The 22,878-nt window shown below is 35.4% G+C and carries 21 protein-coding genes, 1 other RNA gene and 1 other annotated feature; of the genes, 15 read left to right on the top strand and 7 right to left on the bottom strand.

Going from position 1 to position 22,878, the window contains the following annotated elements:
* The first annotated feature begins 81 nt into the window (after positions 1-81).
* The 3 genes from IGJ02_RS06880 (at position 82) to IGJ02_RS06890 (ending at position 2,651) form a co-directional block, all read left to right on the top strand.
* Entirely contained in the window at positions 82-1,539 is a 1,458-nt protein-coding gene (locus IGJ02_RS06880) for a YfcC family protein (RefSeq protein ID WP_430603811.1), read from the top strand.
* Between the two features lie 24 nt (positions 1,540-1,563).
* Entirely contained in the window at positions 1,564-2,040 is a 477-nt protein-coding gene (gene argR, locus IGJ02_RS06885; RefSeq protein ID WP_430603813.1) for an arginine repressor, read from the top strand.
* Positions 2,041-2,450: 410 nt separating this feature from the next.
* Positions 2,451-2,651, top strand: coding sequence for a cold-shock protein (locus IGJ02_RS06890; protein WP_010761095.1), 201 nt, complete (start codon positions 2,451-2,453; stop codon positions 2,649-2,651).
* A 566-nt stretch (positions 2,652-3,217) separates the two neighbouring features.
* Here the strand turns inward: IGJ02_RS06890 and IGJ02_RS06895 are convergent.
* A complete protein-coding gene (locus IGJ02_RS06895; RefSeq protein ID WP_430603814.1) occupies positions 3,218-4,582 on the bottom strand; it encodes a TrkH family potassium uptake protein in 1,365 nt (454 codons plus the stop codon).
* Between the two features lie 266 nt (positions 4,583-4,848).
* Here IGJ02_RS06895 and treP point away from each other — a divergent pair, with 266 nt between their 5' ends.
* Positions 4,849-6,318 (top strand): PTS system trehalose-specific EIIBC component, encoded by a 1,470-nt coding sequence (gene treP / locus IGJ02_RS06900; RefSeq protein WP_430603815.1) that lies wholly within the window; start codon positions 4,849-4,851, stop codon positions 6,316-6,318.
* 212 nt (positions 6,319-6,530) lie between these two features.
* Positions 6,531-7,535: a nucleoid-associated protein gene (locus tag IGJ02_RS06905; protein ID WP_010761098.1), complete on the top strand. Its 1,005-nt coding sequence runs from the start codon at positions 6,531-6,533 to the stop codon at positions 7,533-7,535.
* A gap of 52 nt (positions 7,536-7,587) precedes the next feature.
* On the opposite strand, the gene IGJ02_RS06910 is transcribed toward IGJ02_RS06905, so the two are convergent.
* Positions 7,588-7,944, bottom strand: a complete 357-nt coding sequence (locus IGJ02_RS06910) for a YxeA family protein (protein WP_010761099.1) — start codon at positions 7,942-7,944, stop codon at positions 7,588-7,590.
* A 180-nt stretch (positions 7,945-8,124) separates the two neighbouring features.
* Here IGJ02_RS06910 and IGJ02_RS06915 point away from each other — a divergent pair, with 180 nt between their 5' ends.
* Positions 8,125-8,829, top strand: coding sequence for a zinc metallopeptidase (locus IGJ02_RS06915; RefSeq protein WP_010761100.1), 705 nt, complete (start codon positions 8,125-8,127; stop codon positions 8,827-8,829).
* 82 nt (positions 8,830-8,911) lie between these two features.
* Positions 8,912-9,247, top strand: a complete 336-nt coding sequence (locus IGJ02_RS06920) for a hypothetical protein (protein ID WP_010761101.1) — start codon at positions 8,912-8,914, stop codon at positions 9,245-9,247.
* Positions 9,248-9,303: 56 nt separating this feature from the next.
* Here the strand turns inward: IGJ02_RS06920 and IGJ02_RS06925 are convergent, their stop codons facing one another.
* Complete coding sequence (locus tag IGJ02_RS06925; protein ID WP_010761102.1) at positions 9,304-10,158, bottom strand: helix-turn-helix domain-containing protein; 855 nt, start codon at positions 10,156-10,158, stop codon at positions 9,304-9,306.
* 69 nt (positions 10,159-10,227) lie between these two features.
* Here IGJ02_RS06925 and tadA point away from each other — a divergent pair, with 69 nt between their 5' ends.
* The gene (gene tadA, locus IGJ02_RS06930; protein ID WP_430603816.1) at positions 10,228-10,740 is read left to right on the top strand and encodes a tRNA adenosine(34) deaminase TadA; all 513 of its coding nucleotides are present in this window, start codon (positions 10,228-10,230) and stop codon (positions 10,738-10,740) included.
* 37 nt (positions 10,741-10,777) lie between these two features.
* Positions 10,778-10,875, top strand: an RNA gene (ffs, locus tag IGJ02_RS06935) — signal recognition particle sRNA small type.
* A 451-nt stretch (positions 10,876-11,326) separates the two neighbouring features.
* Here the strand turns inward: ffs and IGJ02_RS06940 are convergent.
* From IGJ02_RS06940 to IGJ02_RS06955, 4 genes are all read right to left on the bottom strand, one after another.
* Entirely contained in the window at positions 11,327-11,872 is a 546-nt protein-coding gene (locus IGJ02_RS06940; RefSeq protein WP_010761104.1) for a DUF5067 domain-containing protein, read from the bottom strand.
* A 317-nt stretch (positions 11,873-12,189) separates the two neighbouring features.
* Entirely contained in the window at positions 12,190-12,993 is an 804-nt protein-coding gene (locus IGJ02_RS06945; protein ID WP_430603818.1) for a TPM domain-containing protein, read from the bottom strand.
* A complete protein-coding gene (locus IGJ02_RS06950) occupies positions 12,990-14,159 on the bottom strand; it encodes a TFIIB-type zinc ribbon-containing protein (protein WP_430603819.1) in 1,170 nt (389 codons plus the stop codon). Before IGJ02_RS06950 ends, IGJ02_RS06945 begins: the two co-directional genes overlap by 4 nt.
* A gap of 119 nt (positions 14,160-14,278) precedes the next feature.
* Positions 14,279-15,511, bottom strand: a complete 1,233-nt coding sequence (locus IGJ02_RS06955; RefSeq protein ID WP_010761107.1) for an SPFH domain-containing protein — start codon at positions 15,509-15,511, stop codon at positions 14,279-14,281.
* Positions 15,512-15,791: 280 nt separating this feature from the next.
* Here IGJ02_RS06955 and IGJ02_RS06960 point away from each other — a divergent pair, with 280 nt between their 5' ends.
* The 6 genes from IGJ02_RS06960 (at position 15,792) to argS (ending at position 22,855) form a co-directional block, all read left to right on the top strand.
* Positions 15,792-17,828 (top strand): penicillin-binding transpeptidase domain-containing protein, encoded by a 2,037-nt coding sequence (locus IGJ02_RS06960; RefSeq protein ID WP_430603820.1) that lies wholly within the window; start codon positions 15,792-15,794, stop codon positions 17,826-17,828.
* Positions 17,829-17,953: 125 nt separating this feature from the next.
* Positions 17,954-18,673, top strand: coding sequence for a tRNA (adenosine(37)-N6)-threonylcarbamoyltransferase complex dimerization subunit type 1 TsaB (gene tsaB / locus IGJ02_RS06965; protein WP_430604080.1), 720 nt, complete (start codon positions 17,954-17,956; stop codon positions 18,671-18,673).
* A complete protein-coding gene (rimI, locus tag IGJ02_RS06970; protein ID WP_010761110.1) occupies positions 18,657-19,205 on the top strand; it encodes a ribosomal protein S18-alanine N-acetyltransferase in 549 nt (182 codons plus the stop codon). The genes tsaB and rimI (IGJ02_RS06970) overlap by 17 nt, the downstream gene beginning before the upstream one ends.
* 4 nt (positions 19,206-19,209) lie before the next feature.
* Entirely contained in the window at positions 19,210-19,674 is a 465-nt protein-coding gene (gene rimI / locus IGJ02_RS06975) for a ribosomal protein S18-alanine N-acetyltransferase (RefSeq protein WP_430603821.1), read from the top strand.
* A complete protein-coding gene (gene tsaD / locus IGJ02_RS06980; protein WP_430603822.1) occupies positions 19,671-20,705 on the top strand; it encodes a tRNA (adenosine(37)-N6)-threonylcarbamoyltransferase complex transferase subunit TsaD in 1,035 nt (344 codons plus the stop codon). The genes rimI (IGJ02_RS06975) and tsaD overlap by 4 nt, the downstream gene beginning before the upstream one ends.
* Before the next feature lie 66 nt (positions 20,706-20,771).
* Positions 20,772-20,978 (top strand) — a binding site (T-box leader).
* Positions 20,979-21,163: 185 nt separating this feature from the next.
* Positions 21,164-22,855 carry an arginine--tRNA ligase gene (argS, locus tag IGJ02_RS06985; protein ID WP_430603824.1) on the top strand — a complete coding sequence of 564 codons (1,692 nt, stop codon included), beginning with the start codon at positions 21,164-21,166 and terminating at the stop codon, positions 22,853-22,855.
* Positions 22,856-22,878: the final 23 nt, after the last annotated feature.

Below are 22,878 nucleotides of genomic sequence, written 5' to 3' on the forward strand. Positions count from 1 at the left end.
TTCCCTGTATTTTTCCCCTCTTATTTTGAAATGAACGAAAAAATTTGAAAGGAAAAGTATGGTTTTCATACAGAAAGAACAATGGACAAAAAAGAGCAGAAAAAGCAGAAAAAATCTTTATCTTCATTTAGTATTTTGTTTATTATCATTATTGCGTTAACAATCATTTCTTGGTTTCTATCAGGTCAAACATTTACACCAACCATTCCTTCTGGTGGGACAAAGGCTGTTGATCACGTTGTGGGTGCAAAGCTTTCTGATTTGGTCATGTCTCCTTTTAACGGATTTAAAGATGCCATTGAAATTTGTGTATTTATCTTAGTTTTGGGCGGATTTTTAAATATTGTTACGAAAACTGGAGCCTTAGAAGCTGGAATTCAACATGTTGTTAGAAAACTTAAGGGGAATGAATTGATTATTATTCCCATTTTGATGGTTTTATTCTCTATCGGAGGATCGACTTATGGAATGGCAGAAGAGACATTGCCTTTTTACGCATTGATCACAGCGACAATGGTTGCTGCAGGGTTTGATACGTTAGTTGCTGTGGGGACGGTGTTACTTGGAGCTGGATCTGGAGTAATTGGTTCCACTGTCAATCCATTTGCAACAGGGGTTGCCATGGATGCATTAAAAAGCATTGATATCAAACCGAACACAGGAGTAATTTTGATCATAGGATTGATTTTATGGTTTACAACGACGGCATTTTCAATTTTTTATATGATGAAATATGCCAAAAAAGTGAAAGCAGATAAAGGGTCAACGATCCTTTCATTGCAAGAACAAGCGGATATGAGGGAATATTTTGGTCAAGATGAGAATAAAGAGTTACCATTCACGAAAAAGCATAAGATTATTTTGAGTATATTTTCTTTTGGGTTTCTTATTATGGTTGTTTCCTTGATTCCTTGGGAGTCTTTCGGGGTTCATATTTTCAATGGTTGGACTTCTTATCTTACGGGAACTAGCTTTGGTCATTGGTATTTTGGAGATCTGGCCATGTGGTTTTTCTTGATGAGTTTGGTGATAGCTATTGTATATGGATTATCAGAAAAACAAACAATCACGACATTTATCGAAGGGGTAAAAGATATTTTATCTGTTGTGTTGATCATAGTTGTCGCTAGAGGTGCCTCTATTTTGATGGCAACGACTCATTTGGATTTATTCATATTAGATAAATCAGCTTCAGCACTCCAAGGATTGTCGCCTGTTTTGTTTGTGATAGGTGCCTACGTTTTGTACCTGTTACTATCTTTCTTGATTCCGTCGACCTCCGGACTAGCTTATGTTTCTATCCCGGTAATGGGAGGTCTAGCTCATAATATTGGGTTAAGCCCCGATGTTATGGTAATGATCTTCACAGCTGGTTGTGGTTTGATAAATTTAATTACACCGACATCTGGCGTTGTGATGGGTGGCTTAGAGATTTCTAAAATTGAGTACTCGACATGGACTAAATTTATGATGAAACCAATTATTGTTATAAGTCTGCTGAATCTTTTGATCTTGATTGGTGCTATGTTGTTGTTATAGTCTATAAAATGAGGACGTGTGAAAATGAATAAAGAGGAACGTCAAAAAATCATTAGACGGCTTGTCACACAAAATACGATTGAAACACAAGATGAGCTGTTAGCTTTACTCAGGAAAAATGGGGTAAATGCAACACAATCAACAATTTCAAGAGATGCTAGAGAATTATATATTGTAAAAACGTATCAAGAAGACGGAAAAATAAAGTATAGCATTGTAGATCAAGAATCTCAGAAAAATAGTGAAAATAAGCTGCGTGAATCTTTACAAGAGACATTGAAAAAAATAGAACAAGTAGGTTTTATTGTGTTGATTCATACGGAAAATGGACTAGCAGATGTCATTACTAATTACATTGATGAAGTAAAATATGAAGAAATTGCTGGCACAGTTGCAGGGAGTGATACGATCATTATCATCACGTATTCAGAGAAATTGGCACAAAATTTTGTCAAGAAAATTGAAGTATTGTATAGCAGTAGAAGTGAAAATAAACACTAGTAATAATGGGCACCAAATCTTATGTGAGCCGTATCGGAAAACATACTTGCTGCAAAAAAAGAAAAAGTTTTATAAAATGTATTTGCATGATTCGGTTTTGTATAGTAGACTAGGTAAGTCTGAAAAATCAATACCTTAACAAATAACTATCCTTATCCCATCTCTTGTGAGGTGGGATTTTACTTTTTAAGGAAAATAAGGAAGTGGCTAACAAGTTAAATTAGTATTTTCTCATAAATGAAAAAAAAGGTATACTTCTATTTAATAGCATCGTATAATAACAAATGTAGTATAATTGTAATTTAAATTAATAGGTCATTTCATTCGTAAGGGTGTTTTAATTCCTCTTTTTTTATCACAAAGGTATTGCAAAAATTAATCGTGCTAAAAGCACTAGGAGGAACACATTTATGAATACAGGTACAGTGAAATGGTTTAACGCAGACAAAGGTTTTGGTTTTATTACTCAAGATAACGGAACAGATTTATTCGCTCACTTTTCAGCAATCCAAGGTGACGGATTCAAATCTTTAGACGAAGGCCAAAGCGTATCATTTGATATCGAAGAAGGTCAACGTGGACCACAAGCAGTAAATATCGTAAAAAACTAATTTAAAGACTTTCAGAACGACCTAATATTTTATTAGGTCGTTTTTTTTAGAATAACGCAAAAATAACTCACCATATATGGTTTAGATGTTTGGAAATAATTTAAATTTGAAAAAAATAGGATTTTGTGACTACATTATTTTAATTATGTATAGTTTCGAGGCTTATTACTTGAAATTTTATTTATTTAAAGTTAATATACAACTATACCAACAACAACCCTTTTTATTTTTTCATTTTACTCTTTTAGAGTAAAACTCCTTTTCCCATCTTTGAAAGAAGATGGGATTTTTTTATTTATTTCAAAAAAAGAAAACGTTCTAAATTTATTTTTAAAAAAATAGTGTATATACGAGGGGAAATAGTTGATAATTAATTCAAATAATAGTATTATAAGTACATACCAACAACAACCCTTTTTATTTTTTCATTTTACTCTTTAGAGTAAAACTCCTTTTCCCACTTTCAATAGAAGGTGGGATTTTTTTATTTATCAGTATAGATCCATAAATAAAAGATAAAAGAAACATCAAGATTTTTAATCTTGATGTTTCTTTTATCTTTTATTTTATCCAATCATAACACTTTCGTCTGGGTATTTATATTTAGCTTGCTGTTTTTGACCTCTTGTTAATAATGAAAAGCCAACAGTATAAATCCCGACTCTTCCAATATACATCAATAACATAATAATAACTTTACCAAGAACACTTAATTCAGGGGTTAATCCCATTGTTAACCCAACAGTTCCAAATGCAGAAAATACTTCAAACGCCACATACTCTATGCCAGAGGATTCAGGAATATTTTCCGTAATCGTCAAGAGCATGATTGAAAACACACATAAAGTCAATGTGATAAAAAACAATGTCAAAGCACGAAAGACAGTACTGTTTCGAATCGTTCGTCCCTGAAATTCTGCCCGTGTACGTCCTTTAAATATTGAAACAATTTGAATTACCAATACCGCAAAGGTCGTGGTCTTAAGACCGCCAGCAGTAGAACCGGGTGTTCCACCTACATACATTAAAAATATGGTTGTAATCAGTCCTGCATTTGTCATCTGCATGTAATCAATTGAATAATATCCTGCAGTTCTGGGTGTCACAGACATGAAAAAAGTATTCGCTAACCGATCAAAAAAATTAGTACCAGCTGTTAAATCACTTGCGTTATGTTCAGTGACAAAAAATAAGATAAAGCCACCAACCAACAGAGAAAACGTTGTAATCAAGGCTATTTTAGTGTGTAAAGAAAATCTACGTTTCTTTTTTAATTGTAACAAATCCTGCCAAACGATAAAACCAAGACCACCGGAAATAATCAAGCCACCTATCACCAACAATACAAATGGATTTGTTTGGTAAGGAGTCAAACTATCACCTAATAAATCAAAACCAGCATTACAGAAACTTGATATAGAATGAAACAGTCCGAAAAAGAGACCTTTCCTCCAGCCAAATTCAGGAACAAATTGAATTGAAAGTAAAATTGCCCCTACAATTTGAATGATTGCTGCTAGTTTGACGACATATATCATCAAGCGAAAGGCTCCCGACATATCATCTAAATTAAGAGCCTCACGTAATAATATACGGGTACTAAGAGTAATTTTTTTTCGTAAAATAAAATATAAAAGAACAGGCATCGTCATGAAGCCTAATCCGCCAATTTCAATTAAAATCATAATAATCAGCTGACCATAAGCATTCCAATGCAAGGCCGTGTTAACGGTTGTTAAACCAGTTACACAAACCGCGGAAACAGAAGTGAACAATGCATCAATAAAAGGTGTTGCGTTACCACTACGTGAAAATAGTGGTAAGGATAAAAGAGCTCCGCCGATAAAAATTAAAACAATAAATCCTAAAGCTAAAACCTGAACAGCTGATAAACGTTTTTTTACAATGCTAGTAATTTTCTTTTTTTTCATCTTTTCCTCGGTGAAATACTGACCTGAACAGTATTTTTTTTATTTTTTATTTGATAAATCCAAGTGTACCATTTTATGAAATAATTACCAGTAATTAAAAAAATATAAATCATTACATGGTAAGGTTTAGGATTTTAGTTTTTTGACTAAGATTTGAAAAAAGTTTTAGTTTTTAAAAAGAAAACGCTTGTAAAAAAAGAAATAATAAAGTATTATACAAATACAGCTGAATTGTATATACAAGTTAATTGAGAGGAGCTAAGGAAATGGGTAAGTTTCAAGAAGATGCAAAAAAACTGTTAGAATATGTAGGGGGAAAAGAAAATATCGCTGCTGTTTCGCACTGTGCAACTAGGATGCGTTTTGTTCTTAATGACCCAAGTAAAGCGGATACTGAAGCAATTGAAAAGATACCTTCTGTAAAGGGAACCTTTACGAACGCTGGTCAATTTCAAGTGATTATTGGGAATGAAGTCCCACAATTTTATAATGAGTTTTCTTCTATTTCAGGAGTTGAAGGCGTTTCCAAAGAGCAGGGGAAAGCAGCTGCAAAACAAAATCTAAATCCGGTACAGCGGGCGATTTCAGTTTTAGCTGAGATTTTTACACCGTTGATCCCAGCATTAGTTATTGGTGGGCTGATTTTAGGTTTCCGTAATGTATTAGAAGGAATTCCTTTTGGTTTTTTAGATGGACAGAAAATTGTTGAAGTTTCACAATTTTGGAGTGGTGTAAATTCATTTTTATGGTTGATTGGTGAAGCAATTTTTCAGTTTCTACCTGTAGGTATTACCTGGAGTATCACTAAGAAAATGGGCACAACTCAAATTCTTGGAATTGTTTTAGGAATCACTTTAGTGTCGCCGCAATTATTAAATGCTTATTCTGTGGCAAGTACAGCTGCCGCTGATATTCCTTTTTGGGATTTTGGTTTTGCTCAAGTGAACATGATAGGGTATCAAGCTCAGGTTATTCCGGCAATGTTGGCAGGATTTTTACTTGCTTATTTAGAAATATTTTTCAGAAAAGTTATACCACAGGCAGTTTCGATGATTTTCGTCCCGCTGTTTGCTCTAGTTCCAACAGTGATTGCTGCACATGTAATCTTAGGTCCTATTGGCTGGGCTATTGGAAGCTGGATTTCAGATATTGTTAATGCTGGGTTAACCTCATCGCTTAACTGGTTATTTGGAGCTGTATTTGGTTTCATGTATGCGCCTTTAGTAATAACCGGGCTGCACCACATGACAAACGCGATCGATCTACAGTTGATTGCTGATTTTCAGTCGACAAACCTTTGGCCGATGATTGCATTGTCTAATATTGCTCAAGGATCTGCTGTATTGGCTGTTGTCTTTATGCACAGAGGGAACAAAGAAGAAGAACAAGTATCAATTCCAGCGATGATTTCTTGTTATCTAGGTGTCACAGAGCCTGCAATGTTTGGTATCAATTTGAAATATGTTTACCCATTTGTTGCCGGAATGATCGGTTCTGCATGTGCTGGATTATTTTCAACGCTGTTTGATGTTAAGGCAATCAGTATTGGAGTTGGCGGATTACCTGGTATTTTATCTATCGTTCCTCAATATTATCTGGCATTTTTCGGCGCAATGTTGATTGCAGTTGTTGTTCCATTTGTTTTAACTTATATTTTCAGAACAAAAGGTATTTTTAACAAACTTGATCCTGTCGATGAAGCAACTGGGAAATTATTTGTAGAAGAAAATCAATAGGAATAGAGTGTTTTAAATAAATAGAGGAAATAGTGAGCAGGGCAAAAAAATTGTTGCCTTGCTTTTTTTGTTACCTAAACCAATCAATCATAGATAGAGCTATTTTTAATAAGAACTTCACGAGATATTTCATGTTTAAATCAATAAAATAGTTGGCTTTTTTGTTTCTTTCGGGTAGACTAAATAGGGCTTAATAAAAGGGAGAATGACAGATGGATATTTATTTAAAAAGTGCAATTTTACACATTATTGATCGTGAAACCGGAACTCCGGTATTTTCAGCAAAAGAATTAGATTTAACGACAGAATATATTCGCGTTTATCTAACAAGCAAAATAACAAAGCTGTCAACGGCTCAAACGAAAACAGGTATTTTAGCAGAGGAAAGTTCATTCGTTGATAAAATGCGAGGTATTCCTAATGACTTTATTCAAAAAAGTCAGCAACTAGCTCAGCATTGGTATGATGTTTATTCAGGGAGTGAAGATGCGCCAAGTGCGGATGTTCTTTTTATTTTATATGAATTAGATACAGTGATGCATTTAGCAATGATCAAATTAAATTACAAAGAAAGTTACACTCACTATGTAGATTATGAAGATGAGGCTGTTTATAACAAATTGATCATCAACCGAGCTATTTTACCTTCAAAATCACAAAAGCCTGATGAAGGGATGACCGTCAACTTAGATACTTTAGCATATGAGCTTTTAGAAAAACGTTATGAGTTTTCAGGGGAAAAAGTTTGGTATTTTTCTGAGAAAGTAATTGAATCACAACCAGCACCTTCTATAGAAGAAAACATGAAAGAAATTAAAAAAGCCGTAAAACGGATTGGTAAAAAATTCAATGAAGACGAATTCGAATTGATTGCTTCTGTGAAAGAAGCAGTTTATGAAAGCATTGAAGAAACTGGAACAATTGACAATGAGCAAGTAGCTGAATTGGTTTTTAAAGAAAATATTTCGGCACGCATGGCTTACCAAGATGAGGTCAATGAATCGAAGTTTGTTGATAAAACGCCGCCTGTTCGTGAAGCTAGAGAAATTTCAGAGAAAAAGTTTGGTAAGCAAAAATTAAAGATGAGTAATGGGATTGAATTGATTGTTCCAATCGAAGTATATCGAAATGGGGACTTAATCGAATTTGTTAATAATCCTGATGGAACAGTCTCGATCGTATTGAAAAACATTGAAAAAATTAGCAATCAACTATAATAAAAAAACTTCTCATCAAACTTGATGAGGAGTTTTTTTAAATCATTTAATGTTACTCTGACAATTTTTCAAGTGCTTTTTTCGGAACAGCCGTCTCAGGAACTTCTTCCCAGCTGAGCACGCCTTTTCTAGGATTGACTTTTAGTTTTAAGTAAGCATTGATTCGTAATGGTTTATCTCTAATTTCGTATGTCTTCTGCACTGTTTTTTCACCTTGTTTATTATAGGCAGTTTGTATGTAATCATATTCTGTATATTTTTCACCATTTGAGAAGTTTCCTGTTTTTACTTCATTTGGTGCTTCCACACGAGTATAGTAGTCTTTGCCGCCAAAATAATAATTATAACCAAACCAGATACCGCCAGTTAAAAGAGTGAATGGCAGGATAAAAAGTAGAAATTTTTTCAATATAGTCACCTCTTAAATGTAGTATGCCTTTTTTTTAGTTGGGATGCCATTGAAATGACTTAAAATAATGTGACAATTTTGTTAGAAATTGAATTTTGGAGTTCATAAATTCGTCAAGTAATAGTTACACTTTTTTTAGAAACTCATGATACAATATAGAAAAGAATAGGGGGAATAAAAATGATGCCTTTTTATGCAATATTTGACCCAACATATATCCTAGTAATTGTAGGATTGTTGATTTCAATGGCTGCATCAGCATACGTAAATAGTACGTTTAAAAAATATGATAAAATTCAAAGTCGCAATAATGTAACAGGTACAAACGCCGCGCAATATATTTTGAAAAAAGAACAAATCAATGATGTTGGTGTTCAACAAATCGCAGGCGATTTAACTGATAATTATAATTCTGGTAATAAAATATTAAGTTTATCTGAAGCGACAGCACAATCAACTTCAGTTGCTGCAATTGGTGTAGCAGCACATGAATGTGGTCATGCGGTACAAGATCATACGGGTTATAGTCCATTAAAAATTCGTGCAGCTATCGTCCCTGTTGCGAATTTCGGCTCGGCATTGTCATTTCCAATTATTTTAGTCGGTGTGTTATTTAGTTGGAACCAGACATTGATCAATATTGGAATATTGGCGTTCTCATTGGCATTACTTTTCCAATTAGTTACTTTACCAGTGGAATTTAATGCGTCTCGTAGAGCGTTAAAAATTCTATCAGATGGCAATATTTTGACAGAAGAAGAAGTACCTATGGCAAGAAAAGTCTTATTTGCGGCAGCTTTGACTTATGTGGCAGCAGCATTAGCTACGTTTTTACAATTACTTCGCTTGATTATTTTGTTTGGTGGTAACAATCGTAGAGATTAAAATTTGCGATGTTTTGTTTTATTACCTCAATTTTTAAGAGTGTGTTATCATAAGAATAGATAGTAAGAAGGAGCTGAAGAGAATGAAAACATCAACAAAAATTAGTATCGGTTTAAGTATTGCTGCGGTAGCAGGTGTTTCAGTGGCGGTGATCGCATCTGAGAAAATTGTAAAAAAAGTGTACCATGTCTCAAATCGTTTTAAAGCAAAAAAATTTGTAAACGATAAATTTGGCGGCAATGAAAAATTGCTAGGAATTGTAGATGATTTATCTGATGATGAGCTTGATTCTATGATGAACGTTTTAGGTAAGGTCAAAGACGGTAGAAAAAAAATCTCTTCTTACGGAGAATCTTTAAAAGACAATACGGAGAATTTGAAAGATCGTTTAGTCAGTTTTGTTGAAGAAATGATGTAAAGATAAGAGTGACTGAGGTGTATGACTCATAGAGTTATGTCCCAGTCACTCTTATTTTATTTTGTGATTAATAAATAGCAAAATACAAGATCATCCATTCTCTTTAAAGAAAGTCCTGTTTGCTCGTAGAATTTTTCTAAACGGTAATGAAGAGTATTACGATGCATGTATAAATCTTTGGCAGCTGAACTAATATTGCCTTGATTATGCCAAAGAGCAAGGATGATTTTTTGAAGTTCACTTGTTAAAACCAGTTGTTTGGCAAATGTTTGTACGATCTTGCTTTGATTCATTGCCTCTTTAGTGAAATAATGCAAAGCCACATCAGACAAAGAAAAGGTGGATTTAACCTTAAGATTGTCTACTTCTGCTTTAAAAATTTGTTGCTCTTCTTGGAATAATGTCAAAATCCCATCACTAGCTAAGAAGAAATTTCCTACATAAACAGTCGTTGAAGAATCAAAATCTGCATCTAACGTTAAAAATATACTTTGGAGCTCTTCTAAGGTATAGTGATTTTTAGCGTATTTTTCTATTAAAACGCCATCATTTTCAGTAGTAAAAAAGAAATCATCGAGATTAGGGAAGATTTCTGTGATGCTATTTTCCCATTCTGATTGTAAAAACGCTTTCGGTTTTTTGAGTTGAAATTGCATGATACGAAATGTCCCGTCAACATCAATAGGCATTTGATCGAATAAATAGCCAAACCAAGGATGATTTTTTTGATTGACAAAATATTCCTTTGCAGGAAATAAGGTTTCCAATAAACGAATTTCTGTCTCTTGTAGTGCTTCTTTGGCAAGGACAAAATATTTTCCGTTGACCGGTAATGAAAGAGCTTCGCTTGTGGCTTTTGTTTGTTGGATTTTACCTGCAGGATACAATTCAATTAATTCTTCAATAGTCATAGACACACCTCACTAGTTTATTGTACCATGAATGAGGGAAAAGTATAAAGAACGAGAGGCGGAAATCGCTTGAATGAAAAGACAAGCAGTTTAACGATCGAAGAAAAAGAAAAATTTATGACAGAAGCCATCAAGGAAGCTAAAAAAGCGGAAGCCATTAAAGAAGTCCCGATTGGTGCAATTATTGTTTTGGATGGAGAAATTATTGGTCGTGGACATAATCTTAGAGAAGAGAGCCAAGATGCAACGGCTCATGCAGAAATGTATGCTATTAAACAAGCTTGTGCAACGATTGAAAACTGGCGTTTAGAACGTGCTCAATTATTTGTCACGTTAGAGCCGTGTCCTATGTGTAGCGGTGCAATGATTCTTTCTAGAGTCAACGAAGTTTACTATGGGGCAAAGGATCCAAAAGGTGGAACAGCTGGTACTTTAATGAATCTCTTGGAAGATGAGCGATTCAATCATGTTGCTTACGTTGAATCGGGAATTTTAGAGCAAGAATGCGGTGATTTGCTTTCAAATTTTTTTAGAACACTGAGAGAAGAAAAGAAATTTTTAAAAAATCAACAGAAAGACTAGCCAAGCATCAAAAAATGCGGTATACTAAATCTTGCCGAAAGGCTAGGACAATGGTGGGCTTACGAAGCGTGTCAGATCCGGAAGGAAGCAGCACTAAGTAGGTGCCGCCATGTGTCTGAATGAATAGTTGATTTAACAAGGCTGTTAGGCCTTTTTTTTGTCTAAAAAATAACAGAAATGAAGAACAGATATGTTGAAATTAATTGCCGAAGATTTTATTAAACTTGAACATATTGAAAAAGTTGTCCCTCTATCCTCTATATAAAAAGCTAGTAGAAAAACAAAGAGAGAATCTCAAAGTGTTGCATATGATCTATTTATTGATCAAATTGCCCCCGGTCATTTTATTTTTATCGAAGAGTGGCCGAATGAAAAAGCGTTAAACAATCACGTTGAATCATAATATTTTAAAAGATTAGTTCCACAGATAAATCAATTTATTTGAGAAGACGATACTTTTTTACGAATGCAACGATTTTTGGATAATAACGAAGTAACAAATCGTTGATCATTAAGAATAGGGACAGTAGTCAATGGAATTACGACTGCTGTCCCTGTTTTTTTAGTTTTACATTTCAATCAATTATTATTTTAAGTTGATCATTCTTTTTCCCAGTTCTTTTCCAGCCATTCCTTGATTTGCTTTTAATTTAACTGGTGTTTCTGTATCCTCTAAATCATAAGAGATGACTGCTTTGGCTGTACCACCAGGTTTTATGTCATCTAATTGATGTTCTGTGTATTCAGTAAATTTTTCATCTTGTGGCGTCATACCAACAGTTAGCTTATTGATTGTGTTTTCACCTTCTTGAGTCAGTCCCATACAAGCTATCCAGACAGTAGAGGCAGAAATAAGCTCATCGCTGTCATTAGTAACCTCATAGGTAATCGCTAATTGAGGTTTTTCTCTATATAGGCTTTCATCGGCTTGTAATACCTCAGTAGAAAGTATTTTCAAGGTTGCCATATCTATTTTTAAGGTATCATCTTTAAAATAGACTTCGTCAGTTTTCTTTTGGGAAGTTGCTGTATGTTCAGATTTTTTCTCGTTAGTAGAGTTGTTATTTCCTGTGCAAGCAGCTAAGGTTACACTGCATAATGTTAAGACTCCTAAACTTAGTAAATTTTTCATCAATATATCCTCACTTTATAAAATAATGGTTATAGAAGGCCCAAGTAAGATAAAAGCTAAATCATTTATTTAAGGGCTATTTTACTCTATACTACCTTGTATTTTGCTAAATAACAAGGTGACTTTTGTTAGTAAACCAATTATTTGAAAAATAAAAAAATACCAGTAGAAAACATCCGATTTATAGATAAAATATTCGTTTATTGATATAAAGAAGATAGCAGTATTGCTAGTGTTATGAAAGGACATAATAAAATCCCCATTCAACAACGATGCTCATCATTGTTGAATGGGGATTTTGTTAAACGCTAGTTTATTTAAAAACTGCGACCGCCGCCGCCAAATGTTCCTCCACCAGTGGAGTTCGTGCTACTTCCACCACCAGAACCACCACCGCTGGAATTGTTTCTAGGGATACGACGAGTAGTAACGAATGAATTGATCAGTACATCATTTCTGCTAGTTAAATTAAGACTAGATTTTTCTCTAAAAGGGTACTTGTATGTCCCAAATTTTAATTGATATTTTGAAATACTAACAGCAAAGAAAATGCCACTTAATAACATTGCTGCCAAAAAAGCAATAATAATTTCTGTTTTAGTCAAGCTTTTATATCGAGTGATTTTCCCGGTTTCAGTATCAACACGGTAATGCCCTCCTGGAACGCCTTGATCAAAGTAATGACTGGTATTGTTTAGGAAACTTTGAGCTGCTTGAAAATAATTACCAGCGATCATACTAGGCTCAATTTCATCTAAGGTTTTATTGATTCGTTTATCATCCAAGTAATCGATCATATTCCCGGAAGTTGAAATTATAAACTTTCTCTGATTCATATCAAGATAAAAAGTAATCCCATTCGTATCCTTGCCAATACGATCAAGCATATAATAATCCGCAAAGCGTTTTGAATCAATATCATTATCAGTATTTGTTACAATGAAAACACGAGCTTTTGTCTTGGCTTCGATAGGGACAATCGCTTCTTTTAACTGAGTAATCTCTTGAGATGTAAAAAGTGAAGCTTGATCATCAATCGAATCTTCTGCTGCTTGAACATCCATTGAAAAGCCGAAAAGTATAAAAATAGCGGTAAATAAGCTAAAAGCAAGCTTTCTCATATAAACCACCCTCCAATCAGGAAAATAGCTAAAATTGTAGCAAAAATTCCAAAAGTAAACAATCCTAATCTTTTGTAACTTACAGGTAAAATACCGCTGACTTTTCCAGTTTGACCGTTCATAGCGTAGTAATAGACTTTTTTAGACTGCTCATTGCTGCGATAGGTCACGACCCAAATCGGCAAAAGCATATAGTGATTTTCTTCATTTTCTAAGGAAATATCTGTTTGTAATTTTGTTAGGGTAGTATAGCCGGAAGCTGTATCTCTTAGAATAGATTCGGAGTAATTTTTCAGCTCACTTTGGATAGATTGTTGGATTGCATCATATTCAATGTCGCGTTTTTCCGCTTGGAATCCAGCCAAATATTGACTTTTAAACGATACGGCTTTATCTAATATAAACGGTTGAACGGCTTCAACCATTTTTTGTTGGACATTTTTAGAGAGCGCATTTTTGATCAATTCCTTAAATGAAATCTTCCCTTTACGCTGGACATCGAACTGTTTTGTTTCAGTATACTCAATGTCACCGATACGCCAGATGCGAATTGTTGTCCCCATACCTTGCATTTGACCATCAATTTCAGCATCTACAACCCAGTAGGGGAAATAGACACCAGTCATTTTATCGATCTGTTCTTTATTGAAGAAGTCTTTAGGAATAAACCATTTTTTCTTTGTCCAAGCCAAAAACTTCTCAACGGCTTCTTCTTTTTCAATTGCAAATGGCAAAACTTTTTCGGGTAGGAAATTCCCAGTCAGTCGTCCAGCTAAAACAACCGGATTGTGACAATAATAACAATAAGTAGCAGCAGTTGTGGCTTCGGTGACGATTTGCGCACCGCAACTTGGACAATTGAATAATTCCATTGCGCCATCCAATGTATCTTCTTCCATTCCGTCAGTTCCAGTTGCTTCTTTAAAAGCTTTTTTTTCTTCAACCGTCATTTCGTCTACTTGTGAATCGGCTGAAAATGTAAGTTCTGGTTCAGAGGCTTGTTTAGGGCTTTCTAAATGTGCTTCGTGCTGCGTTTTTTCATAAGCGGTGACTTCATCCTCCGTATAAACACTTAAGCAGTATTCGCAATGAAATTTTTGATCTTTAGGGTCGAATAACAAAGGTCCGCCACAATTTGGGCATTTGTGTGTAAATGTATCCGTCATGATTATTCCTTTCTTTGAAAATTCATTAAAATTATCGTAACTTGATTCTAATACAAATTTTTAGTGTTTAAATTAGATAGAAAAAGGGCAGGACACGGTCGCCTAGCCCTAATCATTTTTTATAAAGGAATACCTTGGAACGGTTTGCCACAATGTGGACAGAATTTTGGAATACCATTAGATAAATCAACAACTTCGCTACATTCACTGCATTTCATTTCTAATTTAGGTTTTTCGTTCGTTGGTTTAGGTGTTCCACAATTTGAGCAAAATTTACCATTATTTTCAGTTCCGCATTGTGGGCAGGTCCAAGTATCGGAAGAACCTTGAGCGTTTTGCTGATTTTGTTTTTCTTGCATTTGTTGTTGATTGGTTTGAGAGGCTTGAGCAAAATAGTTCCCGCTTGTATTCATTCCCATGCCAACACCCATAAAGCCATTCATGGCACCACCTTCGTTACTTCCGGCTGCTTCCATTCCACGAGCCATCGAGCCTTGCACATACCCTTCACGAACACTAGCGTCACTAAGCATGGCACCTTGGTTACGCATATTGATCAATTTAGTAGAATCATCTGTATAAGAAATGCTGGCTACAGCAACAGAAACAATTTCCATACCGCGTAACTCACGCCATTCATCATCTAACGCTTGCCCCATATATTTACTTAATTCTAAACTTTTAGATGGTACATACGAAATACGTTCGCCGTCAGCAGACATTTTATTGATCGCAGATTGTAGTGCTGTTAAAAATTCTGCCAAGTATTGTTCGTTAATATCATTGATATCAACTTGGCTTTTATTTCTAGGAATCGCATTTGAAAAAAATAACAACGGGTCAGTAATTTTGATTGAGTAATTCCCATGTGCACGTAAAAATAGTTCTGCATTGTAAAAATTGTCAAAATAATTGATTGGTGACGATGTCCCAAACTTGATCCCTTTGATTTCTTGTAAATTGATATAAAATACTTGTTGTTTTTGAGGTGTTACACCACCAAATTTAAAGCGATCGAATGTTTCAGAGATTGCATCTTTTAATGACCCGTTGAATGCTGAAGGCGCTGAATCATTTTTAACAGTGTAGTATCCTTCTTCTGCAGTATAGTCAATAATCTTACCGCCATCGACTAATATCATCATCATGTTTGGATAGACATGGATAACAGAACCGTCTGTTAAAACATCTTCGGTTCCTTTGCGATTTGAACCACGTTTATCATTTTTACGAACAAAAACACCTTTTGTCATAACCGTCGTATCGCCCATATTATCAGGCTCGATAACTTCGATCCACTGATCAGCTAAGCCTCCACCGATAGTACTTGTTGCTGCTTTTATAATTCCCATCTGAAATCCCTCCTAAAATTGAAAGCCTAGCTGAGTCGTCTTGAAGAGACCTTATGCATGGCTAAATAAAAAAGTAGTATGTGAAAATAGTATACCACAGGTAAGTGTAAGAAAAATACTGCTAGAGACTGATTGTAAAACCAAATTGAAGGATAAAAATGGAAGATCGTAGTCAAAAATTTTATATTTTGGATAAAACTTTCATTTTTCTACCTTAGATTTTGACTGATAGGGTATAATAAATAAAACAGATTGAATTAAAGAGTTGGGGGATTGAAAAATGGAAAGAAGAAGTAAAAAAAAATCAAATAAAACAGTGTTCTTAGCCCTGGGTGGTGTTGTTGCAGTGGCAGCAATAGGAGGCGGTTATTTTGCCTATAGTTCTTGGCAGAAAACGCAAGAGTTAAACAAAGCAGAAAAATCTGCTAAAACTTTTTTAAATTATTTTTCAAAGCAAGAATTTGAGCAATTTCCTGAGTTATTGAATGAAGCATCAGTTAAGAAAAGCGGTTATGACAACACAAAAGTCGTTGAAAAATACCAAGCAGTCTTTTCTGGAATTCAAGCGGAAGGAATTAAAAGTAAAGATGTCCACGTAATTCAAGACAAAGAGGGGCAGTATACGTTTACTTACAAGTTAGAAATGACAACACCATTAGGTAATTTAAAAGATTTATCCTATAAGACGACGATCAAAAAAACAGGAGAGAATTATAAAATCAACTGGGCTCCTAATTTGATTTTTCCCGAAATGTCAGGTCAGGATAAGATTTCTATTGGCATAGATGCGGCCAATAGAGGTGAAATCGTCGATCGTAAAGGCGAAGGACTTGCGGTCAATCAAGCATTTGATCAGGTTGGAATAGTACCAGGTAAACTTGGTGAAGGGCAAGAAAAAACAGATAATATTAAAGCGTTCAGTGAACAATTTAAAGTTTCTGTTGACGAAGTTGAACAAAAACTTAAACAAGATTGGGTCAAGCCGGATGCGTTTGTTCCGATGACGATTTCTTTTGAACCAGTGACAACGTTGCCGAAAGGTGCTGCCTCACAAGATACGATTGTTCGCTACTATCCTTTGAAGGAAGCGGCAGCTCAATTAGTAGGTTATGTCGGAACAATCACAGCAGAAGATATCGAAAAAGACCCTACACTAAGCAGTAACGGTGTGATTGGAAAAGTTGGATTGGAGCAGGCATACGATAAAGAACTTCGAGGTCAAGATGGTGGGAATATCTCGATTACTGATGAAAACGGGGCTGTCAAAAGTGTTTTGCAAAAAGTAGATAAAAAAGACGGCGAAAAAATTCAGTTGACGATTGATAATAATGTACAATCGCAATCCTATGCTATATTTAATAACCGACCAGGAAGTGCAGTCATTATGGATCCACAACAGGGAGATTTGTTAGCAGCAGCTAGTTCGCCATCATTTGATCCAAATAAGATGGCAAATGGAATTTCTCAAGCCGATTATGACGGATACGCGAACAATGAGAATTTACCATTTACGGCACGATTTGCAACAGGCTATGCGCCAGGTTCGACCTTTAAAACAATTACTGGTGGAATTGGTTTAGATGCCGGCACTTTAAAACCAGATGAAGAAATTGCTATCAACGGTTTAAAATGGCAAAAGGATGCTTCATGGGGAGATTATTTTGTCACTCGTGTAAAAGAAGCAAGCCCAGTAAACTTAAGAACGGCCTTAGTCAATTCTGATAATATCTATTTTGCAGAGCAAACCTTGCGTATGGGAGAAGATACGTTTAGAAAAGGGTTAGACAAATTTATTTTTGGTGAAAAATTAGATTTATCCATTCCGATGAACCCAGCACAAATTTCCAATGAAGACAAATTCAAGTCTGAAATTTTACTAGCAGATACAGGTTACGGGCAAGGACAGTTGCTGGTGACACCTATCCAACAAGCGACAATGTACACAGTGTTCCAAAATGAAGGGAAATTGGTTTATCCAAAAATTGAACTGAATAAAGAAACAAAAACTAAAGAAAATGTTATTAGTTCAAATGCCGCAAACACAATCGTGACTGATTTACTTGGCAGTGTAGAAGATGAGACTGGGTATGTTCACAATATGTATAACCCAGAATTCTCGTTAGCAGCAAAAACTGGTACTGCTGAAATCAAGGATAAACAAGATACTGTTGGAAAAGAGAACAGTTTCCTTTTAGCGATGGATCGGACGAATAATAAATTCCAAGCGATGATTATGGTGGAAGATTCTAGAAAAAATGATACAGCGACCAATATCAGTAAACCATTGATCGATTATTTAGAGGCGAATATCAAGTAATGATCAAAGTTGGGGCAAGCGCAACAAGCGTTTTTGCCCCTTTTATTTTGATGCCTCGTTTTTTTACGAACGAACAAAAATATGCTACAATTAACCAACTACATGATGAAAGAAAGGGATTTTTTGTGCGCATTTTAGCAATCGATACTTCAAATCAGACACTGACAGTTGCTGTTTGTGAAGAAAAGAAGATAATAGGACAATATACAATCACTGTAAAAAGAAACCATAGCTTGACCTTGATGCCGGCAATTACACAATTAGTGAAAGGGGTTGGCTTGACCCCAAATGATTTTGACCGCATTGTAGTGGCTCAAGGTCCAGGTTCATATACAGGTTTAAGAATAGGTGTAACAACAGCAAAAACACTTGCTTATACATTAAAGAAAGAATTAGTAGGTGTGTCCAGTTTAAAAGCCTTGGCCGCAAATTGTGTTGAGGTAAAAGGGCTAATCATTCCAGTTTTTGATGCGAGAAGAAATAATGTTTATACTGGTGCTTATGAATATGTCGAAGGTGTTTTAACAGCGGTGATTGCGGATCGACATATTGCGATGGAAGAGTGGTTGGAGCAGTTAAAAGAATTTGATCATTTATACTTTGTTGGAGAAGATGTTGAAAAATTTCGTTTACAGATTGAATCAATTATACCAAATGCTGAAATTTGTGACATTTCCCAATGGCAAATCCCAAACGGTGCAACCTTAGCAGAACTTGGCAGATTAGCTCAACCAGAAGTGGATATCCATCACTTTTTACCTAACTATTTAAAACGAGTAGAAGCAGAAGAAAATTGGTTAAAAGATCATACATCTGAGGTAGAAAATTATGTTGAAAAAATTTAATCTTTTTCATAGTATTCTGGGGATTTTTTTTAAGAATCGTCCATATGATGAAAAGACTGTAGAAATTTCAGATCAGGAATATTTTGTTCGTGGGATTACACTGGATGACATCAAAGATTTGCTTTCAATCGAAAGAGAAGTGTATGCTGGAGAATTGCCTTGGACAAAGACAGCTTTTTTAGTTGAGCTTCAATCATCAGAACCTCATCTATACTTACTTATCCAAAAAGAAGGAAAAACAATTGGTTTTATAGGTTGCCGTATTTTTGGTAAAGATGCTCATATTACAAATGTTGCTGTTTCATCGCAAAATCAAGGAAAAGGGATTGGCAGTTTCTTGATTAGAGAAGTTCGACAGTTTGCCAAAAACAACGATTGTGAAACGATTTCTTTAGAGGTACGTATCAGTAATAAAAACGCCCAGCGTGTATATCGACAACTCGGATTTGTCTCAAATACCATCAAGCCTGATTATTATACAGAAGATAAAGAAGATGCACTAGAAATGATTTTATATTTAAAAGAAGAGTGAAGCGATGTATTATTCAAAAGAAAATTTACCAACTGAACAATCTGCTGAAAAACTTTGGTTGATCAGTGAACATTCATATAACCATGGATCGCCTTGGTCTGAAAAACAATTTAGGGATGATTTAGCGCAAAAAGCGAGTGACTATCTTGTCTTGATCCAAAAAGGCGATTGGGTTGGTTTTGTCAGTTATCATTTAGTTTTAGATGAAGCTGAAATTACCCATGTTGTGATTCATAAAGAATTTCAGCAAAAAGGATATGGCAGTCAATTGATCGATCGATTGATCCAGCGTTTTTTTGAGCAAGGAGTTTGTCAGGCTTTTTTAGAAGTTCGTGAGTCTAATGTAAAGGCACAAAGATTATATGAAAAAAAAGGATTCAACACAATCAACCGTCGAAAAAAATACTACAGTCGTCCTAAAGAGGACGGGATCGTTATGTGTTTGAACGTTAAGGAAGTGAAACAATGATTTTTTTTAATAAAGAAAGAAAATTAATACTGGCTATCGAAAGTAGTTGTGACGAAACAAGTGTTGCAGTTATTGAAGATGGTGCTAAAATTTTATCGAATATCGTAGCTTCCCAAGTGAAAAGTCATCAACGTTTTGGCGGAGTTGTACCAGAAGTTGCCAGCCGTCACCATGTAGAAGAAATCACGTTATGTATTGGAGATGCATTAGATGAAGCAAACGTAAAACCAAGTGATTTAAGTGGTGTTGGCGTTACTTATGGGCCTGGTTTAGTTGGTGCTTTATTGATCGGCATCTCTGCTGCTAAGGCATTTGCTTGGGCACATGACTTGCCATTGATTCCAGTCAATCATATGGCTGGGCACATTTATGCTGCTCATTTTGTGGAGCCACTGCAGTTTCCGCTGATGGCATTATTAGTGAGTGGAGGTCATACGGAATTAGTTTACATGAAAGAAACAGGTTCATTTGAAATTATTGGAGAAACGAGAGATGATGCAGCCGGCGAAGCGTATGATAAGGTAGGCCGGGTTCTTGGTTTAACCTATCCAAGCGGAAAAGAAATTGACGAGCTAGCTCACCTTGGACAAGATACGTATCATTTTCCTCGTGCTATGATCAAAGAGGACAATTACGATTTTAGTTTTAGCGGGTTGAAAAGCTCATTTATCAATACCGTCCATAATGCTGAACAGCGTGGTGAAGAATTGAGAGTGAAGGATTTGGCTGCAAGTTTTCAAGCAAGTGTTATGGATGTACTAGTGGATAAAACGATTCGAGCCTGTAAAGAATACCCAATCAAACAATTGGTGATGGCGGGTGGAGTTGCAGCGAATAAAGGCTTGCGTGAGCGTTTGAGCAGTGAAGTGGCTAAAGAGCTTTCAGAAGTAACATTCATTGTTCCACCACTTAAACTCTGTGGAGATAATGCAGCAATGATTGGTGCAGCGGCATTTGTCGAAGCTGAAAAAGGTCATTTTGCTGATTATGGCTTAAATGCGGATCCTAGTTTATCCTTTATGACGATTTAAACGTAAAAATCAACAGACAAGACTAGGCATAGAGAAAAAAATTTGCTATAATGAACCCAGTTTAATAATGATTCATTGATAAAGAGAGTACTTCATTTCCTATTATTCAAGCGATTTCGGGAAGGTGTAAGCCGAAAATGATCAAATGAAGGAAGCGCACTTTGGAGAATCTGCTTAGGCAGACGGTTATCTACCGTTAATAGATTAAGTGGGTTCGTCTTTATAAAAGTACGAACAATTAGAGTGGTACCGCGGGAAAATCTCGTCTCTGGTGTTTTTTAACACTAGGGACTTTTTGTTTTGTTGTTCATCATCGATGTTCCCGAATAATAAAACAACGCATTAGCAAAAATGGTATCATTTCCTAAAACTAAGAATAATTAAGCTAGAAAATGATGAAGAATCATCAACTAGCAAGTTTCTGTTAAACAATAAAATCAACCCTTAGGAGGATATCTATGAACAACAAAGAAATCGTAGCAAAAGCCATTTATGATGTAGTAAAAGAAGACCTATCTTTAGAAAACGTTACACAATTATTGGAAAATCCAAAATCTGTCGATCACGGTGATGTAGCTTTTCCAGCTTTCTCATTAGCTAAAGTTTACCGCAAAGCACCACAACAAATCGCCGCAGATTTGGCCGAAAAAATCACTGGAACAGACTTTGAAAAAATCGAAGTAGTTGGACCTTACTTAAACTTTTTTATGAATAAAAAAATGGTCAGTCAAGCAGTGATCGGGCAAATCGCCAAAGAAAAAGGGCACTACGGAGATAGCTCGATCGGAAATAAAGGGAATGTACCAATCGATATGTCTTCTCCAAATATTGCAAAACCTATTTCAATGGGGCATTTACGTTCAACGGTAATTGGGAATTCTATAGCTTTTATTCTTGAAAAAATTGGTTATACGCCGATTCGCATCAACCATTTGGGTGATTGGGGCACACAGTTTGGCAAATTGATCGTAGGTTACAAAAAATGGGGTTCAGAAGAAGCGGTTAAAACGGCACCAATCACCGAATTGTTGCGCTTGTATGTACAGTTTCACGAAGAGGCTGAAACACAACCTGAATTAGAAGAAGAAGCTCGTGCATGGTTTAAAAAATTAGAAGAAGGCGATGAAGAAGCCACTGAATTATGGCAATGGTTCCGTACAGAATCATTAAAAGAATTCGATAAAATTTATTCTATGTTGGAAGTTTCTTTTGATTCATACAATGGAGAAGCTTTCTACAACGATAAAATGGATGAAATCGTAACAATGCTGGAAGAAAAACATCTATTGCAAGAAAATCAAGGGGCTGAAATCGTTGATTTATCTGCGTATGATTTAAATCCTGCATTAATCAAAAAATCAGATGGTGCAACTCTTTATATCACGCGTGACCTGGCTGCTGCTGTTTACCGTAAACGTAACTATGATTTTGCGAAATCAGTTTATGTTGTCGGAAATGAACAAAGCAATCACTTCAAACAATTGAAAGCTGTTTTAAATGAGCTGGGGTTTGACTGGTCTAAAGACATGCATCACATACCGTTTGGTTTGATCACACAAGGTGGTAAAAAACTATCGACACGTAAAGGAAAAATCGTCTTACTTGAAGAAGTGTTAAATGAAGCGGTCGAGTTAGCAAACAAACAAATCATGGAGAAAAATCCAGATTTACCAGATCGTGAAGAAGTTGCTAGACAAGTAGGGATCGGCTCTGTTATTTTCCACGATCTAAAAAATGATCGTTTAAATAACTTTGACTTTGTTTTAGAAGAAGTTGTGCGTTTTGAAGGCGAAACAGGTCCATATGTACAATACACTCATGCTCGTGCAATGAGTATTTTAAGAAAAGCTGACTTCACTATCGATGAGACAAAAGAGTATGCATTAGATGATAAAGAAAGCTGGGAAGTGGTTAAGTTATTACAAAAATTCCCAGAGATTGTGATGCAAGCTGCCGAAAAATATGAACCTTCTGTTATTGCAAAACATGCGATTCAGGTTGCCCAAGCATTTAATAAATACTATGCGCATGTCAAAATTTTGGCTGAAGATGAGCAAAAAGAATCACGTTTGGCATTAGTTTATGCGATGGCAACAATTATTAAAGAAGATTTACGTTTACTTGGTTTGCACGCACCAAATGAAATGTAACAAGTAAATGAACTGAGACAAAG

The sequence above is a fragment of the Enterococcus sp. DIV0724b genome, from assembly GCF_050531475.1.
GTDB lineage: Bacteria > Bacillota > Bacilli > Lactobacillales > Enterococcaceae > Enterococcus_L > Enterococcus_L haemoperoxidus.